Genomic DNA, 21229 nt, shown 5'->3' on the forward strand with positions numbered 1-21229 from the left:
GCGGGGGGGAGAGCTCAGAACAGCGAGAGCTGCCGCCGCGCGCCGGTCATCGCGTCGAAGTCGGCCCCGCCGAGCCACCGCAGCACCGAGTCCGCGATCGGCCTGAGCTGCTGCGACACGTAATGATCGTAGTCCGGCGGCGCGGTCGTCGCGCCCGCCGGCTCGGGGCCGGCGCGGGTGATGACATACGCCACGATGCGGCCCACGTCCCCGCCCATCTTGCGGGCCGCCTTGACGTGCGGCGGCGTGGTCTTCGTGTAGGCGCCGAGCGGCTTCCGCAGCGCCTTCTTGTAGACGAGCTCCGCGTCGAAGCGGCCGGCGCGGAGCTCCGCCACGAAGCCCCGCACGAAGCCCTCGACCGGGCGATCGTGGAAGACGAGGTCGAGGAGCTCCCGCTGGAAGCGCCGCGCCACGGCGCTCGCGTCCCTGCGCACCGCCTCGAGCCCGACGATCTCGAGCCGGTCGCCCCCGTCCCCGGCGACGAGGCCCGCGTACCGCTTCTTGCTGCCCTGCGCGGCCCCGCGCAGCTCGGGCAGGAAGAAGCGCGCGTAGACCTTCTCGAACTCGAGCTCCAGCCGGCTCTCGCAGCCGAAGCGACGCGCGATCTCGGCGGACACGGCCGCCGAGACGGCGCAGCGGAGCTCCTCGGCGCGGGCGCGGGCGCGGGCGGCGTCCGGCTCGCCGATGTCCACGAACAGCGAGTCGGTGTCGCCGTAGAGGACCCGGTGTCCCGCGTCCCGCACCGCCCTCGCCGCGAGCTGGATGACGTGCTGTCCGGCGCTCGTGATGGCGTTGGCGATGGCGGGGGAGAACAGGCGTGACGCGGGGGAGCCGAGCACGCCGAACAGCGAGTTCATGAGGATCTTGGTGGCCAGGGCGCCGCGCTCGTCGCCCGCCCGCCGCGCCTCGGCGCGCTCGTCCCAGAGCCGCGCGACCAGCTCGGGGAGGATGCCCGGCTCGCCGCGCCGGAACGCCGCGCCGCCCGGCGTCACGATGAGCGCCTCGGGCGGCGCGCCCTCCCCGTCGGCGAAGGTCACGGGGTCGATGTTGAAGGTGCGGATGAGGCTCGGATAAAGGCTCTTGTAATCGTAGACCAGGATGTTGCGATAGAGCCCGGGGAGCGGCTCGAGGACGAGGCCCCCGGCGATCTCGACCTCCTCGTCCGGCGCGCCCCTCGACACGGAGGGCGCGACCTTTCCCCGGGCGCGGAGCGCGGGCAGATAGAGCGAGTCGACCGCGGCGATCTGCGCGCCCACCCGGTCGAGCTGCATGCCGGTGAGCAGGCTCCGCCGCACCGAGAGCTCGATGAGGCCGGTCTTCTCCAGCAGATCGCGGACGAGGCGGGCGTCCTCGAGGTTGTACTCGGCGAGCCGCGCCGGATCGTCGCGGTACGACGCCTCGATCTGCGCGCCCCGGTCGTCGGGGCCGAACAGCTTGCCGCGCCCGAGGATCGCCTGCGCGGCGGTCTCGAGGCGGTAATCGTCGAGGCGCATGAAGGCGCTGCGGAGGAGCGCGAGGCCGTCGAGCACCACGCGCCCCGGCAGGACGGCGCGCGCCTCGCGCGAGAAGCCCGGATCGCGCAGGATCGCGAGCTCGTCGTCGCCCCGGCCGAGCGCGCACGCGAGGCCGGCGCGGCGGCAGTAGCGCTGGAGCGCGGGCAGATCGAAATCCGGGATGTTCCAGCCGGTGAGGACGTCGGGGTCCACCTCGGCCACGTGCGCGAGGAAGCGCTCGAGGACCGCGCGCTCGTCGGGGAGCTGCTCGACGTGGGCCGGGAGCCCGTCGAGCGCCGGCCCGTCCCGCACGAGGAGGCAGAGGTCGCCGCCCGCGCCGGCGAGGCCGATGGAGTAGAGCCGCTCGCCGTCGAGGCTCGTCTCGATATCGAGCGACAGCACGCGCAGGCGGGGGACGAAGGCGGCCGGGGCGAGCGTCGGGTTGCGGTACACGCGCCCTGTGCCGCGGCGGCGCTCGAACGGCCCCGTGACCTCGAACGCGCCGCGGATGCCGCGGTCGATGAGGAAGCGGTACGCGAAGCGCACGTCGGCCTCGAGGCACTCGACGCCGGCGTCGCCGAGCCGCGCGCGCAGCGACGCGACGTCCCGGGGGAGCGCGGCGTCGACGCGGAGGACCGGCTCGCCGTCGAGCGTCGCGAGCGGCGCGGGCGAGGCGCGGCCGCCGGCGAGCCGGCGCGCGGCGTCCTCGTCGCGGGCGCGGACGAAGAAGTAGGGCCTGAACCTGTCCTCGATGACGAGCGCCGGCTCGCCGTCCTCCATCACCGAATAGAGATGGATTTCCGGGCATCCGGCGACGATCCGGTAGGTGGGCGTGAGGATGAAGCCGCGGTCCGCCATGTGCCAGGGCCTCCGGTCGAGCTCGTCGCCGCGGCGCGAGGCGGCCAGGGCCTCTCCGCGCCACGCCTCACTTGACCACCGGCGAACGCGCCCCGCAACCCCTCCCGCCGCCCGCCCAAAGGATTTCCCGGCGCGGCGCGAGGGCGGGTGAAACCGGCCTCTTCCGGAGAGATCGACTCTCGCGCAGGTCGCTTCTTTGCATGGATGGCGAGGGGCGTCGGACATCGACACGAGAGCGCTGGAGAGCGCGCCGGTGACTCGCCCTGGTGCGCGGCGATTGCTCTCCGTGCGCCCGCTCGAGGTCCGGGACGGGCAATGCGCTCTCGCCGATTCCGTCGTGAGCGGGTCCGCGGTTTGCTTGAGACGTGATGAGCTCCCGCGGGCGTCCGTGAATTCGCTCGTGACGCGCGCCGCGGGAATGAAGGAAGGATAGGACCATGATGCGCCATCATTTCAAGCATCGCGCGGCGATGCTCGCCGCGCTGGCGGTGAGCGTCATCGGCGGCACCGCGGCGGCGTCCGAGGTCGTGGATCACGCTCATCGCGGAGGACAGCACGGCCAGCTGCAGGTGAGGCAGCAGCAGCGGGCGCTCCAGCAGCGGGCGCTCCAGCAGCGGGCGCTCCAGCAGCGGGGGAGCCGGCAGCAGGAGGTGTCGGACGGCGCCCTCGCGGGGGTGATCTCGGGGTTCAACCGGTACGTGATCTCCATGGAGACCGTCGCCCGCAAGCAGGCGCGGACGCGGGAGATCAGGGACTTCGCGCGTGAGACGATCGCGTCGCACAGCCAGTCGGAGCGCCGCCTGAGCGCGCTTCTCCAGCGTCTCGGGATCAAGGCGCAGCCGACGCGGGCGAGCGCGATGCTCAGCGGCCATTCCTCCATGGTCGCGAGCTTCCTCAGCAAGCAGTCGCCCAGGGATTTCGATCGAGTGTACCTCGCCACCGAGATCAAATCGCATCGCTTCATCCTGCGGCTGCTCGACGAGCAGCTCATCCCGAAGGTGAAGAATGAGGCCCTGAAGGAGGAGTTCCAGCGCTATCGCCGCAAGGTGGAGAACCACATCGCGCACGCGCTGGCGCTCCAGGCGAAGCTCGCGCAGGGCCAGGCGGCGCCTCCCTCGCAAGGCCGCTGATCCCGCGTCCCCCGGCGAGCCCCTGCCCCGCCCGGTCGGGGAGGACGGCGCGCGCCTCGCTGCGCCGCGGCGCGCGCCCGCCGGATGGCCTTTTTGCCATCGTCCCTCCCACGAGCCTCGTCGAGAGAGCCCGCGAGGGCGCGTTGCAAGGACATGGCCACTCGCGATGATCCAGCCGCTCACGTCTCAACGATGCTCCGGGGACTCCATCGTCGCTGCGAGCGGGCCCATCCGGGACTCCGCGGTGAGCGCGCTCTCCATGGCGCGCGTGAAACACCGATTCCAGCGCGGAAAGAAGGAGGTTGCGGGTGAAGCGCGCCCGGGCGATACTGTATGGGGCCAGGGCGCCTTGAACCATGATGTCCGGCGTGGGGTAAGGCCTGGCTTGCGTGCGGTACTTACGGAGACACGAAGATATGAAGAATAGAATTTTCTTGCGGGGTTTTGGCTTGGCGCTCTGTGGTCTGGGCGCGGCTGCGCTCGTGGCGTGCGCCGGCGCGGCCGAAGACGACGGTTCGGGCGGCGCGGGCAGCACCGGGGCGAGCACCACGACGGCGACGACGGGGACCGGGACGGACACGACCTCCACGACGACGGCGACGACGGGGACCGGGACGGACACGACCTCCACGACGACGACGGCGACGACGGGGACCGGGACGGATACGACCTCTTCGACGACGGCGACGACGGGCTCGGGCGGCGGCGCCCCCCAGACCATCGAGATGATCGATGACATGGAGGACGACAACAACGGCATCCTGGCCGAGGGGAACCGGGTCGGGTACTGGTACACCTTCAATGACGGAACGGAGGGGGCCGAGCAGATGCCTCCGCCCGATCCGGAGGGGACCGGGGAGGAGCCTTTCACCATGACGGCGCTCGAGCCCGCGCGCGGGGCGAGCACGATGGCGGCGCGCTCGTGGGGGTCTGGCTTCGAGACGTGGGGCGCTGCGTTCGGCTTCGATCTGAACAGCCCCGAGGGGACCAAGATCGCTTATGACGCCTCGGCGTACACCGGCGTGACGTTCTGGGCCAAGATCGGCGCTGGCTCCGCCACGAGCGCCCAGGTCATGATCTCGGACCGGAGCACGGTCCCGGAGGGCGGCGTTTGCTCGGATCAGTGCGACAACTGGCAAAAGCAGATCACCCTCACCGAGGCATGGCAGCAGTTCACGATCCCCTTTGCGGACCTGAAGCAGGGCGGCTGGGGCGACCCGGCGGCCACGGATCAGATCGATACGACGAAGCTCTACTCCATCAGCTTCCAGTTCGGCACCGTGCCCCAGTTCGACCTCTACATCGACGACATCGGTTTCTACAACTGAGCCCCTGAGCCCCCGCCTCCCCACGGGCCCTCGCGTCGAGGGCTCTCTGCCACGCTGCGCCGTCGGCGTGTCCACGTAGCCCGCGCGGCGAACGGGGCCCCGCGGCCCGCCCATCGAACAGCGCTCTGAAATAAGTGCTTGCATCGCCGGGGCGCTCCGGGTAAACGTGGCAGCGCCCGCACCTGCTCCCAGGACAATGCCCCTCCTCGAGCTCGCATCGATCACCAAGCAATTCCCCGGCGTCAAGGCGCTGGACGGCGTGTCCTTCGACCTGCGGGAGGGGGAGATTCACGCCCTCTGCGGCGAGAACGGCGCTGGTAAGAGTACCCTCATCAAAATCCTCTGCGGTTACTACCCGGCAGGCACCTACGGCGGTGAGATCCTGTTGAACGGCCGCCTGGTGGAGTTCAGCGGCATGCGCAGCGCCGAGGAGCACCGCATCGCGCTGATCGCGCAGGAGCTCGCGCTGGTGCCCGAGCTCACGGTGGCAGAGAACCTGGTGCTCGGGCGCGAGCCGGTCCGCGGGGGGCTCATCGACTGGGACGAGGTGCAGACCCTGGCGCGGCGGGCGCTCGAGCGGGTGGGGCTCGACGTCGATCCCGGGCGCCCGATCAAGGACCTTGGCATCGGCCAGCAGCAGATGGTCGAGATCGCGAAGGCGCTGCTCAAGGACGCCCGGATCCTCGTGCTCGACGAGCCCACGGCGGCGCTCACCGACTCGGGCGTGCAGACGCTGCTCGCCCTCCTGCGCGATCTGCGCGCCCGCGGCGTCTCGTGCATCTACATCAGCCACCGGCTCGAGGAGGTCTTCGACATCGCCGATCGCATCACGGTGCTGCGCGACGGCCGGTCGATCACGACGCAGCCGCGGGCGGAGCTCTCGCCGGACAAGGTCATCTCGCTGATGGTCGGCCGCGAGGTGACGAACCTCTATCCCTGTCCGCCGCAGCCCGAGGGCCCGGTCGCGCTCTCGGTGGATCGGTGGTCGGTCGAGGACGCGGGGCACCCCGGGCGGTTCGTGCTGCGCGACGTGAGCTTCGAGGTGCGGGCGGGCGAGGTGCTGGGCGTCGGCGGCCTGATGGGCGCGGGGCGCACCGCGCTCGTCTCGACGATCTTCGGCGCGGCCGCGAGCCGCGTCACCGGCTCGCTCTCGGTGCGGGGGCAGCCGCCGTCGCCGCCGTTCCAGTCCCCCGCCGAGGCGATCGCGGCGGGCATCGCGCTCGTCAGCGAGGACCGGAAGCGCTACGGCCTCGTGCTCGAGTCGACGCTGCTCGACAACATCACCCTCGCGACGCTGCGGCGGTTCGTGAAGGGGCTGTTCATCGATCACGCCGGCAGGGAGGCGACGGCGGTCGAGCAGATGCGCGCGCTCCGGACCAAGGCGCCGGGGCCGCTCGCGCTCGCCAACCAGCTCTCGGGCGGCAACCAGCAGAAGATCGTCATCGGCAAGTGGCTGATGGCGGGGCCGCGCGTGCTCCTGCTCGACGAGCCGACCCGCGGCATCGACGTCGGCGCCAAGGCCGAGATTTACCAGCTCATTCACAAGCTCGCGTCGGACGGGCTGGCCGTGGTGCTCGTCTCCTCGGATCTGCCGGAGCTCCTGGGGATGAGCCACCGCGTGCTGGTGCTCTCCCAGGGCAGGATGACGGCCTGCCTCGATCGACAGGAGGCCACGGCCGAGCGCGTGATGGCCGCAGCAACGAGGAAGGTGACGGAATGAGCGAGGCGAAGCTTCGCATGCGTGTTCCCTGGCGCGCCCTCTCGATGGTGGGCTCGCTCTTGGCGATCTGGATTGCGTTCTCCATCACGACCGACGGCACGTTCCTGACGCCGCGCAACCTGACGCTGCTGGCGCGGCAGATGTCGGTGACCTCGATCCTGGCGATCGGCATGGTGCTGGTGATCGTCGCCGGGCAGATCGACCTGTCGGTGGGCGCGTTCGCCGGCCTGCTCGGCGCGGCGTCGGCGATGATCTACGTGAACCTCGGCTGGCCGCTGCCGGCGGCGTTCATCCTGCCGCTCCTGCTCGGCGCGGCGCTCGGCTTCGTGCAGGGCGCGCTCGTGGCGCGGCTGCGGATCCCCCCATTCATCGTCACGCTCGGCGGGATGCTCATCTTCCAGGGCGCGATGCTCGGCACCACGGGCGGCGTGTCCGTCTCGCCGGCGCGCCCCTACCTGTTCGTGGGCCAGGCCTACGTGCCGCACACGCTCGGCTGGGCGGGCGCGGGCGTGCTCTGCCTCTTCCTGCTGTACAAGGGGACGCGCGCGAGCGGCCCCGCGCGCCTCCCGTGGCTCGGGCTCGCGGCGCTCGCGGTCGGGTTCACCGCCCTGATGAACGCGTACGAGGGCATCCCGTTCCCGGTCCTGCTCGTCCTGGTGCTCGCGGCCGTGTTCACGGTGCTCGCGAAGCACACCGCGTTCGGGCGGCACCTCTACGCCATCGGCGGCAACCGCGAGGCGGCCTTCTACTCCGGCATCAACATCAACCGGCACCTCATCGCCGTGTTCACGCTGATGGGCGTGATGGCGGGCATCGCGGGCGTCGTGCTCACGGCGCGCGTCGGCTCGGCGACGTCAGACGCCGGCCGGATGATGGAGCTCGACGCCATCGCGGCGGCCGTCATCGGGGGCACCTCGCTGCTCGGCGGGCAGGGCACGATCGGGGGCGCGCTGCTCGGCGCGCTGGTCATGGCCTCGCTCGACAACGGCATGAGCCTCATGAACACCGAGAGCTTCTGGCAGCCCATCATCAAGGGCATCATCCTCGTGCTCGCCGTCGGCATCGACATGGCGACCCGCAAGGACCGGGGCCACTGATCGACCCCCGGTGATGCGCGGCGGCGTGGGACAGGCGCCCTCGCCACCTCCCGCCGCCGGCGACGTTCCTCTTCCGCCCTCGACTCCCCCGCTCGACGCCTCGCCCGCGCCGGGGCGCTCGGCGCGACGCGCCCCTCGCCCACGCATCCAATCGCCACCTGCGCAGGCCTCTGGCCGGCAGGAGAACGAGGAGGACGCATGGCCGAGCAAGGCAAGAAGGGCGCGGGCCCCCGGGGCGGCGCGAACGCCAAGATCGAGAGCCTGGAGCCCCACCGCGAGGATCTGACAGGTACGGTCCTCTCGACCGACCAGGGCATCCGGATCGACAGCACGGACGACTCGCTCAAGGTCGGCGAGAGGGGGCCAGCGCTCCTCGAAGACTTCCACATGCGCGAGAAGATCACGCGCTTCGACCACGAGCGCATCCCGGAGCGCGTGGTCCACGCGCGCGGATCGGGGGCGCACGGCTATTTCCAGGTCTACGAGTCGATGGCCGAGTACACGAAGGCGGGGTTCTTGCAGGACCCGAGCGTCAAGACGCCCGTCTTCGTGCGGTTCTCCACCGTGGTCGGCTCCCGCGGGTCGGCGGACACGGTCCGCGACGTGCGCGGCTTCGCGACGAAGTTCTACACCCCGGAGGGGAACTTCGACCTCGTCGCCAACAACATCCCGGTCTTCTTCATTCAAGACGGCATCAAGTTCCCGGACGTCATCCACGCGCTCAAACCGGAGCCGGACCGGGAGATCCCGCAGGCCTCGACGGCGCACGACACCGCCTGGGACTTCATCTCGCTCATGCCGGAGTCGACCCACATGGCCATGTGGGTGCTCTCGGACCGCGCCATCCCGCGGAGCTTCCGCATGATGGAGGGCTTCGGCGTCCACACCTTCCGCCTCGTCGACGCGCAGGGCAAATCGCGCTTCGTCAAGTTCCACTGGAAGCCGCTCCTCGGCGTGCACGCCCTCGTCTGGGACGAGGCGCACGAGCTCACCGGGAGGGACCCGGACTACCACCGCCGCGATCTCTGGGACGCCATCGAGCGGGGCGATTACCCCGAGTACGAGCTCGGGGTGCAGATCATCGAGGAGGAGGACGAGTTCGCCTTCGACTTCGATCTGCTCGACGCGACGAAGATCGTGCCCGAGGAGCTCGTGCCGGTGCGCCGCATCGGCAAGCTGACCTTGAACCGCAACCCGGACAACTTCTTCGCGGAGACCGAGCAGATCGCGTTCCACACGGCCAACGTGGTGCCCGGGATCGACTTCACCGACGACCCCCTGCTCCAGATCAGGAACTTCTCGTACCTCGACACCCAGCTCCTCCGCCTCGGCGGGCCGAACTTCGCGCAGATCCCCATCAACCGCCCGCTCGCCCCGGTGCACAACCAGAACCGCGACGGCTTCATGCAGCAGCGGATCAAGCAGGGCCGGGCGCACTACGTCCCGAACTCGCTCGGCGGCGGCTGTCCCATGACCGCGTCGTTCACGACGGGCGCCTTCGTGCACTACCCCGAGCGGGTCGCCGGGCCGAAGGTGCGCGAGCGGAGCGCGAGCTTCAAGGACCACCTCACCCAGCCGCGGCTCTTCTGGAACAGCCTCTCCGAGCCCGAGAAGCGGCACCTCGTCGACGCGGCGCGCTTCGAGCTCGGCAACGTCGCGAGCAAGCAGGTGCGCGAGCGCATGGTCACGCGGCTCGCCGAGATCGACGCCGAGCTCGGCCGGCGTGTCGCCGAGGGCGTCGGCGTCGCCGTGCCCGCGATCCAGCCCCAGGTCCCCTCGAAGGGCGGCACGGCCGCGGGCGGCAAGGCCGCGGGCGCGCCCGCGGGCAAGCGCTCGGTGAGCGCGTCGCCCGCGCTCAGCATGGAGAACACGGTGAAGGACACCGTGAAGAGCCGGCTCGTCGCGGTGCTCGCCGCGGACGGGTTCAGCGGCGCCGAGCTCGCGGCCGTGCGGGCGGCGCTCGAGGCGGCCGGCGCGCACGCGCGGGTGGTGTCGACGTCGCTCGGGCCGGTCACCGCCGACGACGGCAGCACGGTGGAGGCCGAGATGTCGCTGCTCACGGCGCGCTCGGTCCAGTTCGACGCGGTCTACGTCCCCGGCGGGCGAAAGAGCGTCGAGACGCTCTCGGGGCTGGGCGCGGCGGTGCATTTCGTCAACCAGGCGTTCAAGCACTGCAAGGCGATCGGGGCGACGGGCGAGGGGGTCGAGCTCCTCGCGTCATCGTCCATCCAGGGCGTGGCCCTGGCCGCCGCGCAGCCCTCGGGGCCCCCGCTGTCGGACAAGGGCGTGGTCACCCTGCGCGACCCCGCGGCGGGGCTCGCGCCCTTCAGCGCGGAGCTCATCCGGGCGATCGCGCAGCACCGCCACTGGGAGCGGGAGGGCATCGCCCAGATCCCCGCCTGAGCCAGGGCGCCCGGCGCGCCGCTCAGCCCGCGCCGAGCTCGGCGATCTCCTGCTCGAGCTGCTCCCACTCGGCCATGAGGGCGTCGATGCGCGGCCCGAGCGCCTCCTCCTCGGCCTTGAGCGCCGCGATCTCCGCCTTGTCCGTGCGCTCGAAGAACCCGTCGCTGCAGTAGAGGTCGAAGATCGCCTTCTTGCGCGCCTCGGCCGCCTCGATGGCCGCGAGCACCTTGTCGCGCCGCGCCGGCAGCTCCTTCTGCCGGTTGCGCCGCCGCTTCTGCTCCTCCCACGAGCCGCCCGCGGCCTCGCTCCCCGCCGGCGCCGCCTTCTGGTGCTCGCGCTTCGCCTTGAGCACCACGGCGTCGGCGTCGAGGTGATCGTCGCCGCAGCCGGCCAGGTACTCCTCGTAGGTGCCGGGGAAATCGCGCGGCCCGCCCGGCGTGACCTCGAGGATCCGCGTCGCCAGCTCGGACACGAAGAAGCGATCGTGCGAGACGAAGATCACCGTCCCCTCGTACGCCTTGAGCCCCTCCACGAGCCCGTGGATCGCCTCCAGGTCGAGGTGGTTGGTCGGCTCGTCGAGCACGAGCACGTTGGGCCGCTCCACGAGGATGCGGCAGAAGATGAGCCGCGCGGCCTCGCCGCCGGAGAGCGAGCCCACGCTCTTCTCCACGTCGTCGCCGGAGAACAGCGCCCTGCCGAGCTGGCCGCGCACGTAGCTCGGCGACTCGTCGGGGCACGCCGCCCACAGGAACGAGAGCGGGGTCATCGCCGCGTCGTCGAGCAGCTCCCGGTGGTCCTGGGCGAAGTAGCCGACGCGGACCTCGTGGCCCCACGACGCGGAGCCCGCGTCGGGCGCGAGGCGGCCCACGAGGATCTTGAGCAGCGTGGACTTGCCGAGCCCGTTCGGCCCGATCACCGCGACCCGCTCGCCGCGCCGGACCGACAGCGACACGTCGCGCAGCACCTGCTTGTCGCCGTACGCCTTCGAGACGCCCCGCGCCTCGAGCACGTCGCGCCCGCTCGGCCGCTGGATGCCGAAGCGGAACACCGGCGTGCGCCGCGACGTCTCGGCGAGCTCCTCGACCTCGATCCGCTCGATCTGCTTGAGCCGGCTCTGCGCCTGCTTCGCCTTGGTCGCCTTGGCGCCGAACCGCTCCACGAACGCGCGCTTCTCGGCGATGATCTTCTCGGCGCGCGCGATCTCCGCCTCCTTGCGCTCGCGGATCGCCTGCTTCTCGACCACGAACGCGGCGTAGTTGCCGGTGTAGAGGGTGATCGTCCCGTAGTCGACGTCCAGGATGTGCGTCGCCACGTTGTCGAGGAAGCGCTGGTCGTGGGAGATGACGACGGCGCAGCCCCTGTAGCCGGCGAGGAACCTCTCGAGCCACCGGATCGAGAGGATGTCGAGGTGGTTCGTGGGCTCGTCGAGCAGGAGCACGTCCGAGCCGCCGAGCAGGACCTGGGCGAGGAGCACGCGCAGCTTGAAGCCGCCCGACAGCGTGGAGAGCGTCCTCCGGTGCGCCTCGACCGGGATGCCGAGCCCCTCCAGCACGGCGCTCGCGCGCGCCTCCAGGGTGTAGCCGTCGTGGGCGCGGATCTGGTCCTCGAGGTCGGCGAGCCGGCCGGGGTCGCCGCCGCCGTCCTCGGCGAGGCGGCGCGACGCGACGAGCGCGTCCCACACGATGCGGTCGCCCATCATCGCGAGATCCAGGATCACCTGCTCGTCGCTCAGGAACCGGTCCTGCCGGAGCACGCCCACGCGCGCGTCCTTCGGGAGGCTGACGTTCCCGTCCGTCGCGGGCTCGTCGCCCGCCACGATCTTGAGGAAGGTGGTCTTCCCCGAGCCGTTGGCGCCCACCAGGCCATAGCGAGATCCCGCGTTGAGCTTGAGCGAGACGCCCTCGAAGAGGGTCCGGTCACCGTAGGACTTCGCGAGGTTCGAGGTTCCGAGCATGGCCTTCTGGTCCTGGTCGCGCCGCGCGCCGGCGCGCGGCACCGCCGGCGGGCCCGGGCGCGCGCGGGGGCGCGGCGCACAGGCATAGCACCCCGCCCGCCCAGAAGGCGCACGGCGTTCGCGCGCCGCCGCGCCGCCCGGCCGCGCGCCGGCCGGGGCACGCGGGCGCCACCGGCCGCGCGCGGCGCGTCAGTCGGCGCGCTCGCACCGGACCTTGTCCGGCGCGGCGTTCCGGTTGTTCCCGTCGTTGCACTCGTCGATCTCGCTGTCCGGATCGACGACGCCGTGGATCAGGATCGAGAGGTTCCACGGGAAGCTCTTGATCGCGGCGGTGACGCTCGCGCTCGCCCCCGGCGCGATCGGCCCCGGGATGACCTCCTCGTGGAGCACCTTCCCGCCCTGAGCGGGGTCGCCCGCGTAGTACCGGACCCGCACGTTGCTGGCCGGCGCGGACCCGGCGTTCACGACCGTCGTCGGGACGTCGACCTGCCCCTGGGGGCACTGCGCGGTGGCCACCCGGCCGATCTGGAGCTGGAGGTCCGGGCGCGCGCCGCCGGCGTCCACGGCGACGGTCTGCTCGTTGTTGTCCTCCTTGCACTCGCGCTCCACGCCGCCCTCGTCGACGACCGCGCGCACGCGGGCGGGCAGCGCCGCTTGCGGGTTGTTCCCGGCGCTGTAGCTCACCGTGACGAGCAGGGAGCTGTGCGGCTCGATGCTGGTCCGGAGGACCGCCTGGAGGGGCGCGCCGCCCGCGTCGAGGAGCGGCGCGGAGGCGGCCGGCGTGTCCCACTCGCCGTGGAAGCTGACGACGACGCCGGGGCCCACGCGCAGGTCGCCCTGGTTCTCGACGCGCACGGTGATGTCGATGTTGTCGGTGAGCTCGCCGCAGGTCGCGTCGGGCGACGCCATCTGGATGCCGCTCAGCGCGAGGTCCGGCGCGATCCCGGACGACCGCGGGTTCGATCGGTAGAGGTTGTAGGCGCGCCCGCCGTAGGACTTCCAGCTCTCGGGCTCCTGCGCGGGGATGGCGCCGCTCTCGAGCACGTTCGTCACGTGATAGCCGTGCTGGTTCCAGATGCGGCGGGCCGGGACCCAGAGGTCGTTGGGATCGCCCCAGACCTCGAGGCCGTTGTTGAAATCACGGCCCTCGTCGCAGTGGTCCGACTCGTTCGACGTGGCGAACACGATCTCGGCGTTGCCGTCGTTATCGACGTCGGCCACGACCGGGTACTCGGTGCGGGTGCGGCTCGGGGAGTGCTCCTTGAACAGGACACTCGCGGTCACGCCGTCGTAGATGCGGAAATAGCACTCGTCGTTGTAGATGACCTCGGCGGCGCCGTCGCCGTTGAAGTCGAACACGCTCGAGCCGGTGGCGCGGCTGGAGTTGTCCTCGGTGACGCGCATCCAGCCGTTGTGATAGCAGACGCAGGCGCCCGTCTGCGGGTTGCACGTCGCCTCGCCCGGGGCGCCGCAGTCCTCGTCGGTCTGGCACGCCTTGCCGTTCGGGGCGCGCGGCGGATTGCCAGGCTCCGGGCCGTCGTCCTCGAGCGGGTTGAGCCACGCCGGGCACGCCGCGGTCGGCGGCTGGAGGTCGAACATCACGTAGCGCCGCCCGAACGCCGTGCCGATCTCGGGGAAGCCGTCGCCGTCGAAGTCGTCCACGTTCGGCGCCCCGCCGCCGGTCGACGCGCCCTGGCCCATGATCGTGCGGCGCAGGATCGTGCCGTCCTGCCCGTTCAGCACGTAGAAATACCCGTTGTTGATCAGGATCACCTCCGGCACCTGATCGAGCGGGGTGTCGGGGCCGGGAGAGGCGCCGTCCTCGCCGAGCACGTCGGCCACGGCGCAGAACCCGTCGCGCTGCGCGGTCGGGATGTTGGCCGCGCCGTTCACGGCCTGCCCGTCCCACACGAGGCGCAGCTCGCCCGCGCAGAACGCGGCCGCCTCGGGATCGTCGTAGGGGGGCGCGCACTCCGACCTCCGGGTCACGCCGGCCGGCGGGCGGGGCAGGACGTAGGCGCTGCTGCCCGCGACGATCTCCAGCCGGGAGTCGCCCTGGATGTTCGCGACGCACGTGATCGGCCCGAACGAGTTGAGCGCGTCGCTCGCCTGGATCCCGTGCATCTGGGTCCCCTCGAAATGGTCGAGGATCGAGAGCGCGCCGGTCGCCTCGTCGACGTGGAGCGTGAACGCGTGCCGCCCGATCACGATCTCCGGGAGCCCCTGGCCATCGAGGTCGGCGATCGCCGGCGCCGGCTCCGCGTAGCCGGTCCAGAGGTTGTTCGCGAGGAGCCGCGTCTCGCCCGTGTTGCTGAAGATCTGGAGCCCCGACGCCTCGGTGACCGCGACGATCTCGGGGACGCCGTCCCTGTCGAGGTCGCCGACGGCCAGCGCGGAGGTCGGCCGCAGCGTCGCGTCGTCGCAGGCGTAGGGCACGTCGATGGGATCGCCCTCGCGCCACACCTTGTCGCCGAGCACGGCGAAGTAGTCGCGCCCCTTGCCGGGGCCGCCGCCGTGGATCGCGCGGAGCACGCCGTTGCTCTTGTACTCGGTGCCGCAGAACGTCGTGAAGAGGATCTCGGGGAAGTCGAGCTCGTTGATGAGCCCGTCGCCGTTGTCGTCGTCGAGGTTGGCGACGGCCGGCGTCATGACGTTCTGCGCCGACATCGGGAACGGGCTGCCGGCGGCGTTCGGGGCGGCGATGTCCTTTCCTCCCCACTGGATCTCGATCTGCGGCGGGACGTTGGAGAACGGCACCGGGGGCAGGAGGCACGTGGGCGCGTCGCCGGTGCCGGAGCAGGCGCCGGCCTCGCACGAGGCGTGGGTGGGGCAGTCCCAGTCGTCCTCGCAGGGACAGCTCGCGTTCCCCGCGCCGTCGTCGGTGCAGGCGCTCTCGAAATAGGCGCTCCCGCCGCACGTGAAGAGCGCGCGCGCCTCGCTGCCGTTCGACACGCACTGCAGGAGGCTGCCGCCGTCGCACGTCCTCTCGCCGGCGGTGCAGGTATCGGCGACACAGACGGCGCCGTCGCAGTACCGGTTGATGGGGCACTCGAGGTCGCTGCGGCAGCGGTTATCGGCGCAGATGGCGCCCCCTTCGGGGGTGATCTGGCACTCCTCGGTCGCGCTGCAGGTGAGGTCCTCGCAGGTGTTGTCGACGCAGACGCCCTCGCCGGACCGCTCCTCGCACCGCTGATCCGGCCGGCATTGCGCGCCGCCGCACGGGTCCTCGGCGCCGCCCGCGCCGCCCTCTCCGGTCGGCGCCCCGCCGAACCCGACGCCGGTGCTGTCGGTCGTGCTGCCGCCGTCGCCGCCCTCTCCGCCTCCTCCGCCCGCGCCGCCGTCGCCGCCGCTCGAGCCGGCAGGCGTCGTGGTCCCCGGATCGCCGCAGGCCGCTACGGCGAGCACGAACCAAGGAAGCGCAAGGGGAAGCAACCGCCTGGAGGACGTGGGCATGAGACGATTGTACGGGCGTGCCGACGACAGGGAAGCGCGTTCACGCGCCGCGCCGCGCGCCGAGTGGGAGCTCTGCCCACGGTGGGCGTCGCGCGCGGCGGCGGCCCGTGACGGCGGAGGAGAGGGGCGCGCGCCGCGCGGTACGTCCGTGGTGGGCCGCGCGCCGCGCTCACCGTCGCGGCTTCGGCCGTGGCAGCCGCTTCGGCGGCGGGGGCGCGTCCTCGGGGGGGAGCTGCTCGAGGCCCTCGTAGATCTCGTCGAGCGGCACCTGCACGCCGACGCTCTCGAGGGGCACCGCGGCGCCCTCGTCCGCCCACGTGTCGAGCCGCCACGTGTCTCCCCCGTCCAGGCGCACGAAGCGCTCCACGAAGCGCTCGTCGCGCGCGACGAGGAGCACCTCGCGCAGCGACTCGATGCGCCGGTAGTGCGCGAACTTGGCGCCGCGATCGTATGCCTCCGTCGACGGGGAGAGCACCTCCGCGAGCACCGTGGGATTGACGACGGTGTCCGTGAACACCGGGTGGACCCTCACGCCTCCGCAGACGACGGCGAGATCGGGGTAGGTGTAGAGCCCCGTGTCCTCGATCAGGATGCGCTGATCGCTGCTCAGCGCGACGCACGGCTTGCCGCGCAGCCGCGTGCGGATGGCGGCCGTCAGGTTCGCCGCCACCAGGTTGTGCCGTGGGCTGCCGCCCGCCATCGCGTGGGTGCGGCCGTCCAGGTACTCGCTCTTGCCGTCCGCCGCGCGCTCGCGGGCGATGTACTCGTCCTCGGAGAGGAATGCGGTCGAGAGCGGCTCCACGGCGCCGAGCATAGCATCGGGCGCCTCGCCCGCCGCGCGCCGCGCGTCACGCCCCGCCCCGCTCCAGCGCGTCGTGCAGCGCGCGCACCTCGCGCGCGAACGAGGGCTCCGTGCGCAGCGCGCCCGTCCGCTCCGCCGGCAGATCGAGCGCGCGATCCTCGACGACGCGCGCCGGCCGCGGCGACAGCACGACGGCGCGCTGGGCGAGGTACGCGGCCTCGGTGATCGCGTGCGTCACGAAGAGCACCGTCATGCCGAGCTCGGCCCAGAGGGCGCGGAGCTGGTCGTCGAGCCGGCTGCGGGTGAGCTCGTCGAGCGCGGCGAACGGCTCGTCGAGCAGGAGCAGCCGCGGGCGCGTGACCAGCGCGCGGGCCAGCGACACGCGCATGCGCATGCCGCCGGAGAGCTCCGCCGGGTACCGCGCGCCGGCGTCGGCGAGGCCGACCTGGGCGAGCGCCGCGGACGCCGCCTCGCGGCGCTCGGCGCGCGGCGTCCCGGAGAGCTCGAGCGGCAGCGCGGCGTTGTCGAGCACGCTCCGCCAGGGCAGGAGGTGCGCGTCCTGGAAGACGTACGCGATGGGCGCGCGCGGGCCGCCCGCGCCGCCCGCGCCGGGAGCGCCGCCCGCGCCGCCGGGGTCCTGGTCGAGCTCGACCTCGACCGCGCCGGCGTCGGCGCGGTCGAGCCCGGCCACGAGGCGCAGCAGCGTCGACTTGCCGCACCCCGACGGCCCGAGCAGCGCGACGAACGCGCCCGGCGCGACGTCGAGATAAATGCCGTCGAGCGCGACCACGCCGGAGGCGCCGCCCCCTCGCGCGCCGCCCGCGTCGTCCTGCACCGGGAAGACGCGCCGGACGCCGGTCAGCCGCACGCGGACACCGCCGTTCGTCGTCGCTCTCTTCATCGACATCGATCTTCCTGCCAGCGCCGTCCGTGCCAGCGCCCGGCGTTCTATCCGCGCCGCCGCCGCGTGGCCAGGAGTTCTCGTGATGCGCTATCGGGCCTGCGCTCCCTCTCCACACGCGCCCCCACACGCGCCCGGGCGCCTCGCGTCGATCAGCCCGACGACGCCGTGCGCACGCAGCGGAAGCCGCCGTCGGCGAAGCGGTAGCGCGCCTCGAAGCTCGTGCGCGCCCACGTGCGCAACGACCGCGCGCCGTACATCCACGATCCGCCGCGCATCACGAGCAGCGGCCGGTCCGGAGGGCGCGTGTTCCGCGGGTTGTGGGAGGGCCCGTCCGCGTAGAAGTGCGGATCGTCGTAGTCCTCGCACCACTCCCACACGTTGCCGGCGAGGTCGAGGATGCCATAGGGCGACGCGCCTTGCGGCAGCGAGCCGACAGGCACGGTCCCGCCGTCGCGGCTGCCGTAGTTCGCGCGCGCCGGCCCCGGCTCGGCGCGCCCCCACGGGTACTTGCGGCCGTCGGTGCCGCGCGCGGCCTTCTCCCACTCGGCCTCGGTCGGCAGGCGCTTGCCGGCCCAGCTCGCGTAGGCCCGCGCGTCGTCCCACGACACGTACACCACCGGGTGGTCCTCGTGGCCCGCGGGGATCTCGCCGCGCCGGAGGTGGGCGAGGAAGCGGCTCGCGTCGGCGTCGTCGGGCCGATATCCCGTCACGTCGACGAACGCCTTGAACTGCCGGTTGGTGACCGGCGTGCGGTCCATGTAGAAGGCGTCGACGTGCACGGTCCTGCGCTGCTGGCCCATGAGGAACGGCCCGCCGGGCACGAGGATCATCTGCTCGCCGGTCCTCTCGCGGACCGTCGGCGCGAGCTGCCGCCCGTCGGAGGCGGGCCGCGCCGGGGCGGGGGAGAAGTCCGCGAGCGCCTCGTCGAGGCGGGCCCGGAACGCCGCGCAGGACGCCGGCCGCTCGGCCGGATCCTTGGCGAGCGCGTCGAGGATGAGCCGCTCCAGGGCCGGGGGGAGGTCGGGGCGGATCGCGCTCGGGGGCGCCGGCGGATCGGCGACGTGGGACATCATCACCGCGAAGTGATTGGGGCCGTCGAACGGGAGCTGCCCTGTCGAGAGCTGATAGAGCGTCACGCCGAGAGAGTAGATGTCCGAGCGCGGGTCGGCGGCGTGGGGGTTTTTGACCTGCTCCGGCGACATGTAACAGCACGTGCCGAGGAACGCGCCGCTCAGGGTGTAGGTGGTCCCCTCCAGGATCCTGGCGATACCGAAGTCGACGATCTTGGGCGAGAGCCCGTCGATCGAGGCGGTCACGAGGATGTTGTCGGGCTTGAGGTCGCGGTGGACGATCCCCATCCGGTGCCCCTGATCCATCGCGTCGAGCACGCCGCCGAGGAGCGCGCGGATCTCCTGGAAGGGCATGCGCCCGCGCCATTTCTCGAGGTGCCGCACCAGCGTCGTCCCCTCGACGTACTCCATGACGATCGCGAGCAGGTGATCGCGCTCGACGAAGTCGTGGACGGCGACGACGTGCTCGTGGCTCCAGGAGCGGAGCACGCGCGCCTCGCGCGCGAAGCGCCGCCGGATCTCGGGGTTGCCGGAGAGGTTCGAGTGCAGGCACTTGAGGGCCACGACGCGCTCGCGCGCGCGGTCGTGGGCGCGGTAGACGACGCCCATGCCGCCCTCGCCGAGCGCGGCCTCGACGCGGTAGACGCCGATCTCGGTCCCGGGCAGGAGCCGCACGGGCGGCAGGGGCAGGGCCGCGGCGCCCTCGGTGTCGGGGAGCCCGGTCGCGGAGTAGCCGCGGCCGGGCGCGGCGGCGAGCTGGCCGCACGAGGGGCAGAACCGGGCGTTCTCCGGGAGCGGAGCGTGGCAGCCGGCGCACCGGGGAGAGGTGTCCTGGCCCATCGGTCGGCGGCGAGTCTGGCACAGGTCGGGGCGGCGGTGGGCGGCGAATGTGTGGCGCCGCGGCCGGGGCGGGGCGCTGCGCCGGCGCGTCCGGCGTGGCGGCGGGAGCGAGCGCCGCGGCGCGCGCGAGCGCAGCGGCGCGTGCGAGCGCCGCGGCGCGCGTCGCGGACCGCGATGACGGGACATCGACCGAGGGGCGTGTAGTATCCGGCGCATGGACGACTGGCCCCGTGGCGTTCTGGCGGTGTCCCGTACGAGTCGCCTCTTCCGGCTCGCGGCGGGCGAGGAGGCGTGGATGCGTGAGCTCGGGCGGGTGTCTCATGGGTGAGGGGGGCGGCGCGCCCGCGCGTCGGCTGGTGATCGCCTGCACCATGGCCTTCCCCGCGGAGGCGGAGCGCTTGCTCGCCGAGGGGGTCGTGCCGCACGCGCTGGCGCTGCCGGCCGCGCGCTCCGCGGAGAACCTCGCCGTGGTCGGGCGGGATCCGGTCGTGCTCGGCGCCGACGTGGTGTTCGGCCAGCCGCACCCCGACGACGTGTGCGCGGCCCCGCGCCTCGCGTGGGTGCACCTGAGCACCGCGGGGTATGCCCGCTACGACGTGGCGGCCGTGCGCGCCGCGCTCTCCGCCCGCGGCGCCGCCCTCACGACGAGCAGCGGCGCGTACGCCGACCCCTGCGCGGAGCACGCGCTCGCGTTCCTGCTCGCGGCGTCGCGGCGCCTGCCCGAGTGCCTCGACAACCAGCGCGGCCCGCGCGCCTGGCCGGACGTGGCCGTGCGGTCGACGAGCGCGTTGCTCCGCGGCCGGCGCGTGCTCCTGCTCGGCTTCGGCGCGATCGGCCGCCGCCTGGCCGCGCTGCTGGCCCCGTTCGAGGTGGAGCTCTGCGTCCTGCGCGCGCGCCCCCGCGGCGACGAGCCCGGCCGCGTCGTCGCGAGGGAGGCGCTGGGCGACGCGTTCGCCTGGGCGGATCACGTGGTGTCGACCTTGCCGGAGGTCGAGGGCACGCGCGGACTGGTCTCGCGCGCGCTCCTCGGCCGGATGCGCCCGGACGCGTGGTTCTTCAACGTCGGCCGGGGCGCCACGGTGGATCAGGCCGCGCTGCTCGAGGCGCTCGAGGCGCGCCGCCTGGCCGGCGCGTACCTCGACGTCACGGATCCCGAGCCGCTGCCGCCCGATCACCCGCTCTGGCGCGCCCCCGGCTGCACCATCACCCCGCACACCGCCGGCGGCCGGCGCGAGGAGCCGGTCGCGCAGGTCGAGCATTTCCTGGCGAACCTGCGGCGGTTCGAGCGGGGCGAGCCGCTCCTCGACCGGGTGATCTGAGAGCAGGGGGGCGGGGATGACGTTCTCACCGGAACGGCCACGGCTCGCCGACGATCCGCGAGGCGATGCGGTAGTCGCCGGGATCGCCCCACACCGCGGCCTCCCGGTCGGGCGCGTTGGGCCCCATCGCGAACGTGAACGACAGGACAGGGCGCTGCCCCGCGCGCGGCCGCCGCTGGGGCCCTGACCAGCGCACCTCCAGGTTGCGAGGTGGCGGAAGCCGCGCGGATGGAGGTCAACCAGACGAGCGCGCTGCTGCACCGGCTCGTGGGCCGCGGAGCCGTGGTCGAGGAGGGGCAGGGGCGGAAGCTCAGGTACCGGCTGAGCGAGCGGCTCTACAACATCTATCACCTGCTCCGGCGCCGCGGGGCGGGCGCGGCGCGTGTGCGGGCGGTGGTGGACTTCATGGTCCATCTCTACGAGGGGGAGGGGCTTGTGGGGCTGCTGGAGCGGATCGCGGAGGAGGCGAAGGGGCTCGGGCCGGAGGAGCGGAGGGATCACTTCGATGTGATGGCGGGGATCCTGCAGGGGCAGGTCGACAGAGCGCTGGCCCTCCTCGAGGCATCCCCGGCCAGGACCTTGTTCGAGCCGCTCGTCGTCGCGCTCCGCCAGCTCGCCGGGCAACCCGTTCATGCCCCTCCTGAAGTGCTGGAGGTCGCGTCCGATCTGGTCCGGCTCGTCGAGCAGCAGCATCAGCAGGACCGGTCCTCAGACGAGCACGCCTCCGGCAGCCGCTCGATCGCCAAGGCGAAGCCCCGGCGCGCCGGCAAGGGCCGCGCTGCCGCGGAGAGTTGACTCGCAAGGAGCAGGCCCGACACCTCCTGCGAGCAGATCACCAGGCAATGTACGGTCCATTGG

At 72.5% G+C, this 21229-nt stretch carries 14 protein-coding genes; 7 read left to right on the forward strand and 7 right to left on the reverse strand.

The window, feature by feature from the left end; genetic code table 11:
• Positions 1 to 14: 14 nt before the first annotated feature.
• Positions 15 to 2351, reverse strand: coding sequence for a DNA polymerase II (locus WMF31_RS11885; protein WP_436602048.1), 2337 nt, complete (start codon positions 2349 to 2351; stop codon positions 15 to 17).
• A 437-nt stretch (positions 2352 to 2788) separates the two neighbouring features.
• On the opposite strand from WMF31_RS11885, the gene WMF31_RS11890 reads away from it, so the two are divergent.
• The 5 genes from WMF31_RS11890 (at position 2789) to WMF31_RS11910 (ending at position 10029) form a co-directional block, all read left to right on the forward strand.
• Positions 2789 to 3481 carry a DUF4142 domain-containing protein gene (locus WMF31_RS11890; protein ID WP_436602049.1) on the forward strand — a complete coding sequence of 231 codons (693 nt, stop codon included), beginning with the start codon at positions 2789 to 2791 and terminating at the stop codon, positions 3479 to 3481.
• Positions 3482 to 3897: 416 nt separating this feature from the next.
• On the forward strand, positions 3898 to 4809 hold the full coding sequence (locus WMF31_RS11895; RefSeq protein ID WP_436602050.1) for a hypothetical protein: 912 nt from the start codon (positions 3898 to 3900) through the stop codon (positions 4807 to 4809).
• Positions 4810 to 5005: 196 nt separating this feature from the next.
• On the forward strand, positions 5006 to 6529 hold the full coding sequence (locus WMF31_RS11900; RefSeq protein WP_436602051.1) for a sugar ABC transporter ATP-binding protein: 1524 nt from the start codon (positions 5006 to 5008) through the stop codon (positions 6527 to 6529).
• The gene (locus tag WMF31_RS11905; protein WP_436602052.1) at positions 6526 to 7626 is read left to right on the forward strand and encodes a sugar ABC transporter permease; all 1101 of its coding nucleotides are present in this window, start codon (positions 6526 to 6528) and stop codon (positions 7624 to 7626) included. The genes WMF31_RS11900 and WMF31_RS11905 overlap by 4 nt, the downstream gene beginning before the upstream one ends.
• A 198-nt stretch (positions 7627 to 7824) precedes the next feature.
• On the forward strand, positions 7825 to 10029 hold the full coding sequence (locus tag WMF31_RS11910; RefSeq protein ID WP_436602053.1) for a catalase: 2205 nt from the start codon (positions 7825 to 7827) through the stop codon (positions 10027 to 10029).
• 22 nt (positions 10030 to 10051) lie between these two features.
• Here the strand turns inward: WMF31_RS11910 and WMF31_RS11915 are convergent, their stop codons facing one another.
• The 5 genes from WMF31_RS11915 to WMF31_RS11935 form a co-directional block, all read right to left on the reverse strand.
• Positions 10052 to 11983 carry an ABC-F family ATP-binding cassette domain-containing protein gene (locus tag WMF31_RS11915; protein WP_436602054.1) on the reverse strand — a complete coding sequence of 644 codons (1932 nt, stop codon included), beginning with the start codon at positions 11981 to 11983 and terminating at the stop codon, positions 10052 to 10054.
• A 189-nt stretch (positions 11984 to 12172) separates the two neighbouring features.
• A complete protein-coding gene (locus tag WMF31_RS11920) occupies positions 12173 to 15388 on the reverse strand; it encodes a CARDB domain-containing protein (RefSeq protein ID WP_436602055.1) in 3216 nt (1071 codons plus the stop codon).
• Positions 15389 to 15605: 217 nt separating this feature from the next.
• Positions 15606 to 16238 (reverse strand): Uma2 family endonuclease, encoded by a 633-nt coding sequence (locus WMF31_RS11925; protein ID WP_436602056.1) that lies wholly within the window; start codon positions 16236 to 16238, stop codon positions 15606 to 15608.
• Positions 16239 to 16284: 46 nt separating this feature from the next.
• Positions 16285 to 17139 carry an ABC transporter ATP-binding protein gene (locus WMF31_RS11930; protein WP_436602057.1) on the reverse strand — a complete coding sequence of 285 codons (855 nt, stop codon included), beginning with the start codon at positions 17137 to 17139 and terminating at the stop codon, positions 16285 to 16287.
• A 152-nt stretch (positions 17140 to 17291) separates the two neighbouring features.
• Positions 17292 to 19052 carry an SUMF1/EgtB/PvdO family nonheme iron enzyme gene (locus WMF31_RS11935; protein ID WP_436602058.1) on the reverse strand — a complete coding sequence of 587 codons (1761 nt, stop codon included), beginning with the start codon at positions 19050 to 19052 and terminating at the stop codon, positions 17292 to 17294.
• A 371-nt stretch (positions 19053 to 19423) separates the two neighbouring features.
• On the opposite strand from WMF31_RS11935, the gene WMF31_RS11940 reads away from it, so the two are divergent.
• On the forward strand, positions 19424 to 20371 hold the full coding sequence (locus WMF31_RS11940; RefSeq protein ID WP_242515215.1) for a D-2-hydroxyacid dehydrogenase: 948 nt from the start codon (positions 19424 to 19426) through the stop codon (positions 20369 to 20371).
• Between the two features lie 25 nt (positions 20372 to 20396).
• Here the strand turns inward: WMF31_RS11940 and WMF31_RS11945 are convergent, their stop codons facing one another.
• Positions 20397 to 20567: a hypothetical protein gene (locus WMF31_RS11945; protein ID WP_165373354.1), complete on the reverse strand. Its 171-nt coding sequence runs from the start codon at positions 20565 to 20567 to the stop codon at positions 20397 to 20399.
• A gap of 14 nt (positions 20568 to 20581) precedes the next feature.
• Between WMF31_RS11945 and WMF31_RS11950 the strand changes: the two genes are divergently transcribed.
• Complete coding sequence (locus WMF31_RS11950; protein ID WP_436602059.1) at positions 20582 to 21166, forward strand: hypothetical protein; 585 nt, start codon at positions 20582 to 20584, stop codon at positions 21164 to 21166.
• The last annotated feature ends 63 nt before the right edge of the window (positions 21167 to 21229 follow it).

The organism is Sorangium sp. So ce1036 (assembly GCF_051369805.1).
Lineage (GTDB): Bacteria > Myxococcota_A > Polyangia > Polyangiales > Polyangiaceae > Sorangium > Sorangium cellulosum_F.

Excerpts from the sequence above, each read along its gene's own strand:
- WMF31_RS11885 (WP_436602048.1), bottom strand. The coding sequence starts at position 2,351 with ATGGCGGACCGCGGCTTCATCCTCACGCCCACCTACCGGATCGTCGCC.
- WMF31_RS11900 (WP_436602051.1), top strand. The coding sequence starts at position 5,006 with ATGCCCCTCCTCGAGCTCGCATCGATCACCAAGCAATTCCCCGGCGTC.
- WMF31_RS11895 (WP_436602050.1), top strand. The coding sequence starts at position 3,898 with ATGAAGAATAGAATTTTCTTGCGGGGTTTTGGCTTGGCGCTCTGTGGT.
- WMF31_RS11935 (WP_436602058.1), bottom strand. The coding sequence starts at position 19,052 with ATGGGCCAGGACACCTCTCCCCGGTGCGCCGGCTGCCACGCTCCGCTC.
- WMF31_RS11910 (WP_436602053.1), top strand. The coding sequence starts at position 7,825 with ATGGCCGAGCAAGGCAAGAAGGGCGCGGGCCCCCGGGGCGGCGCGAAC.
- WMF31_RS11905 (WP_436602052.1), top strand. The coding sequence starts at position 6,526 with ATGAGCGAGGCGAAGCTTCGCATGCGTGTTCCCTGGCGCGCCCTCTCG.
- WMF31_RS11930 (WP_436602057.1), bottom strand. The coding sequence starts at position 17,139 with ATGAAGAGAGCGACGACGAACGGCGGTGTCCGCGTGCGGCTGACCGGC.
- WMF31_RS11940 (WP_242515215.1), top strand. The coding sequence starts at position 19,424 with ATGGCCTTCCCCGCGGAGGCGGAGCGCTTGCTCGCCGAGGGGGTCGTG.
- WMF31_RS11915 (WP_436602054.1), bottom strand. The coding sequence starts at position 11,983 with ATGCTCGGAACCTCGAACCTCGCGAAGTCCTACGGTGACCGGACCCTC.
- WMF31_RS11890 (WP_436602049.1), top strand. The coding sequence starts at position 2,789 with ATGATGCGCCATCATTTCAAGCATCGCGCGGCGATGCTCGCCGCGCTG.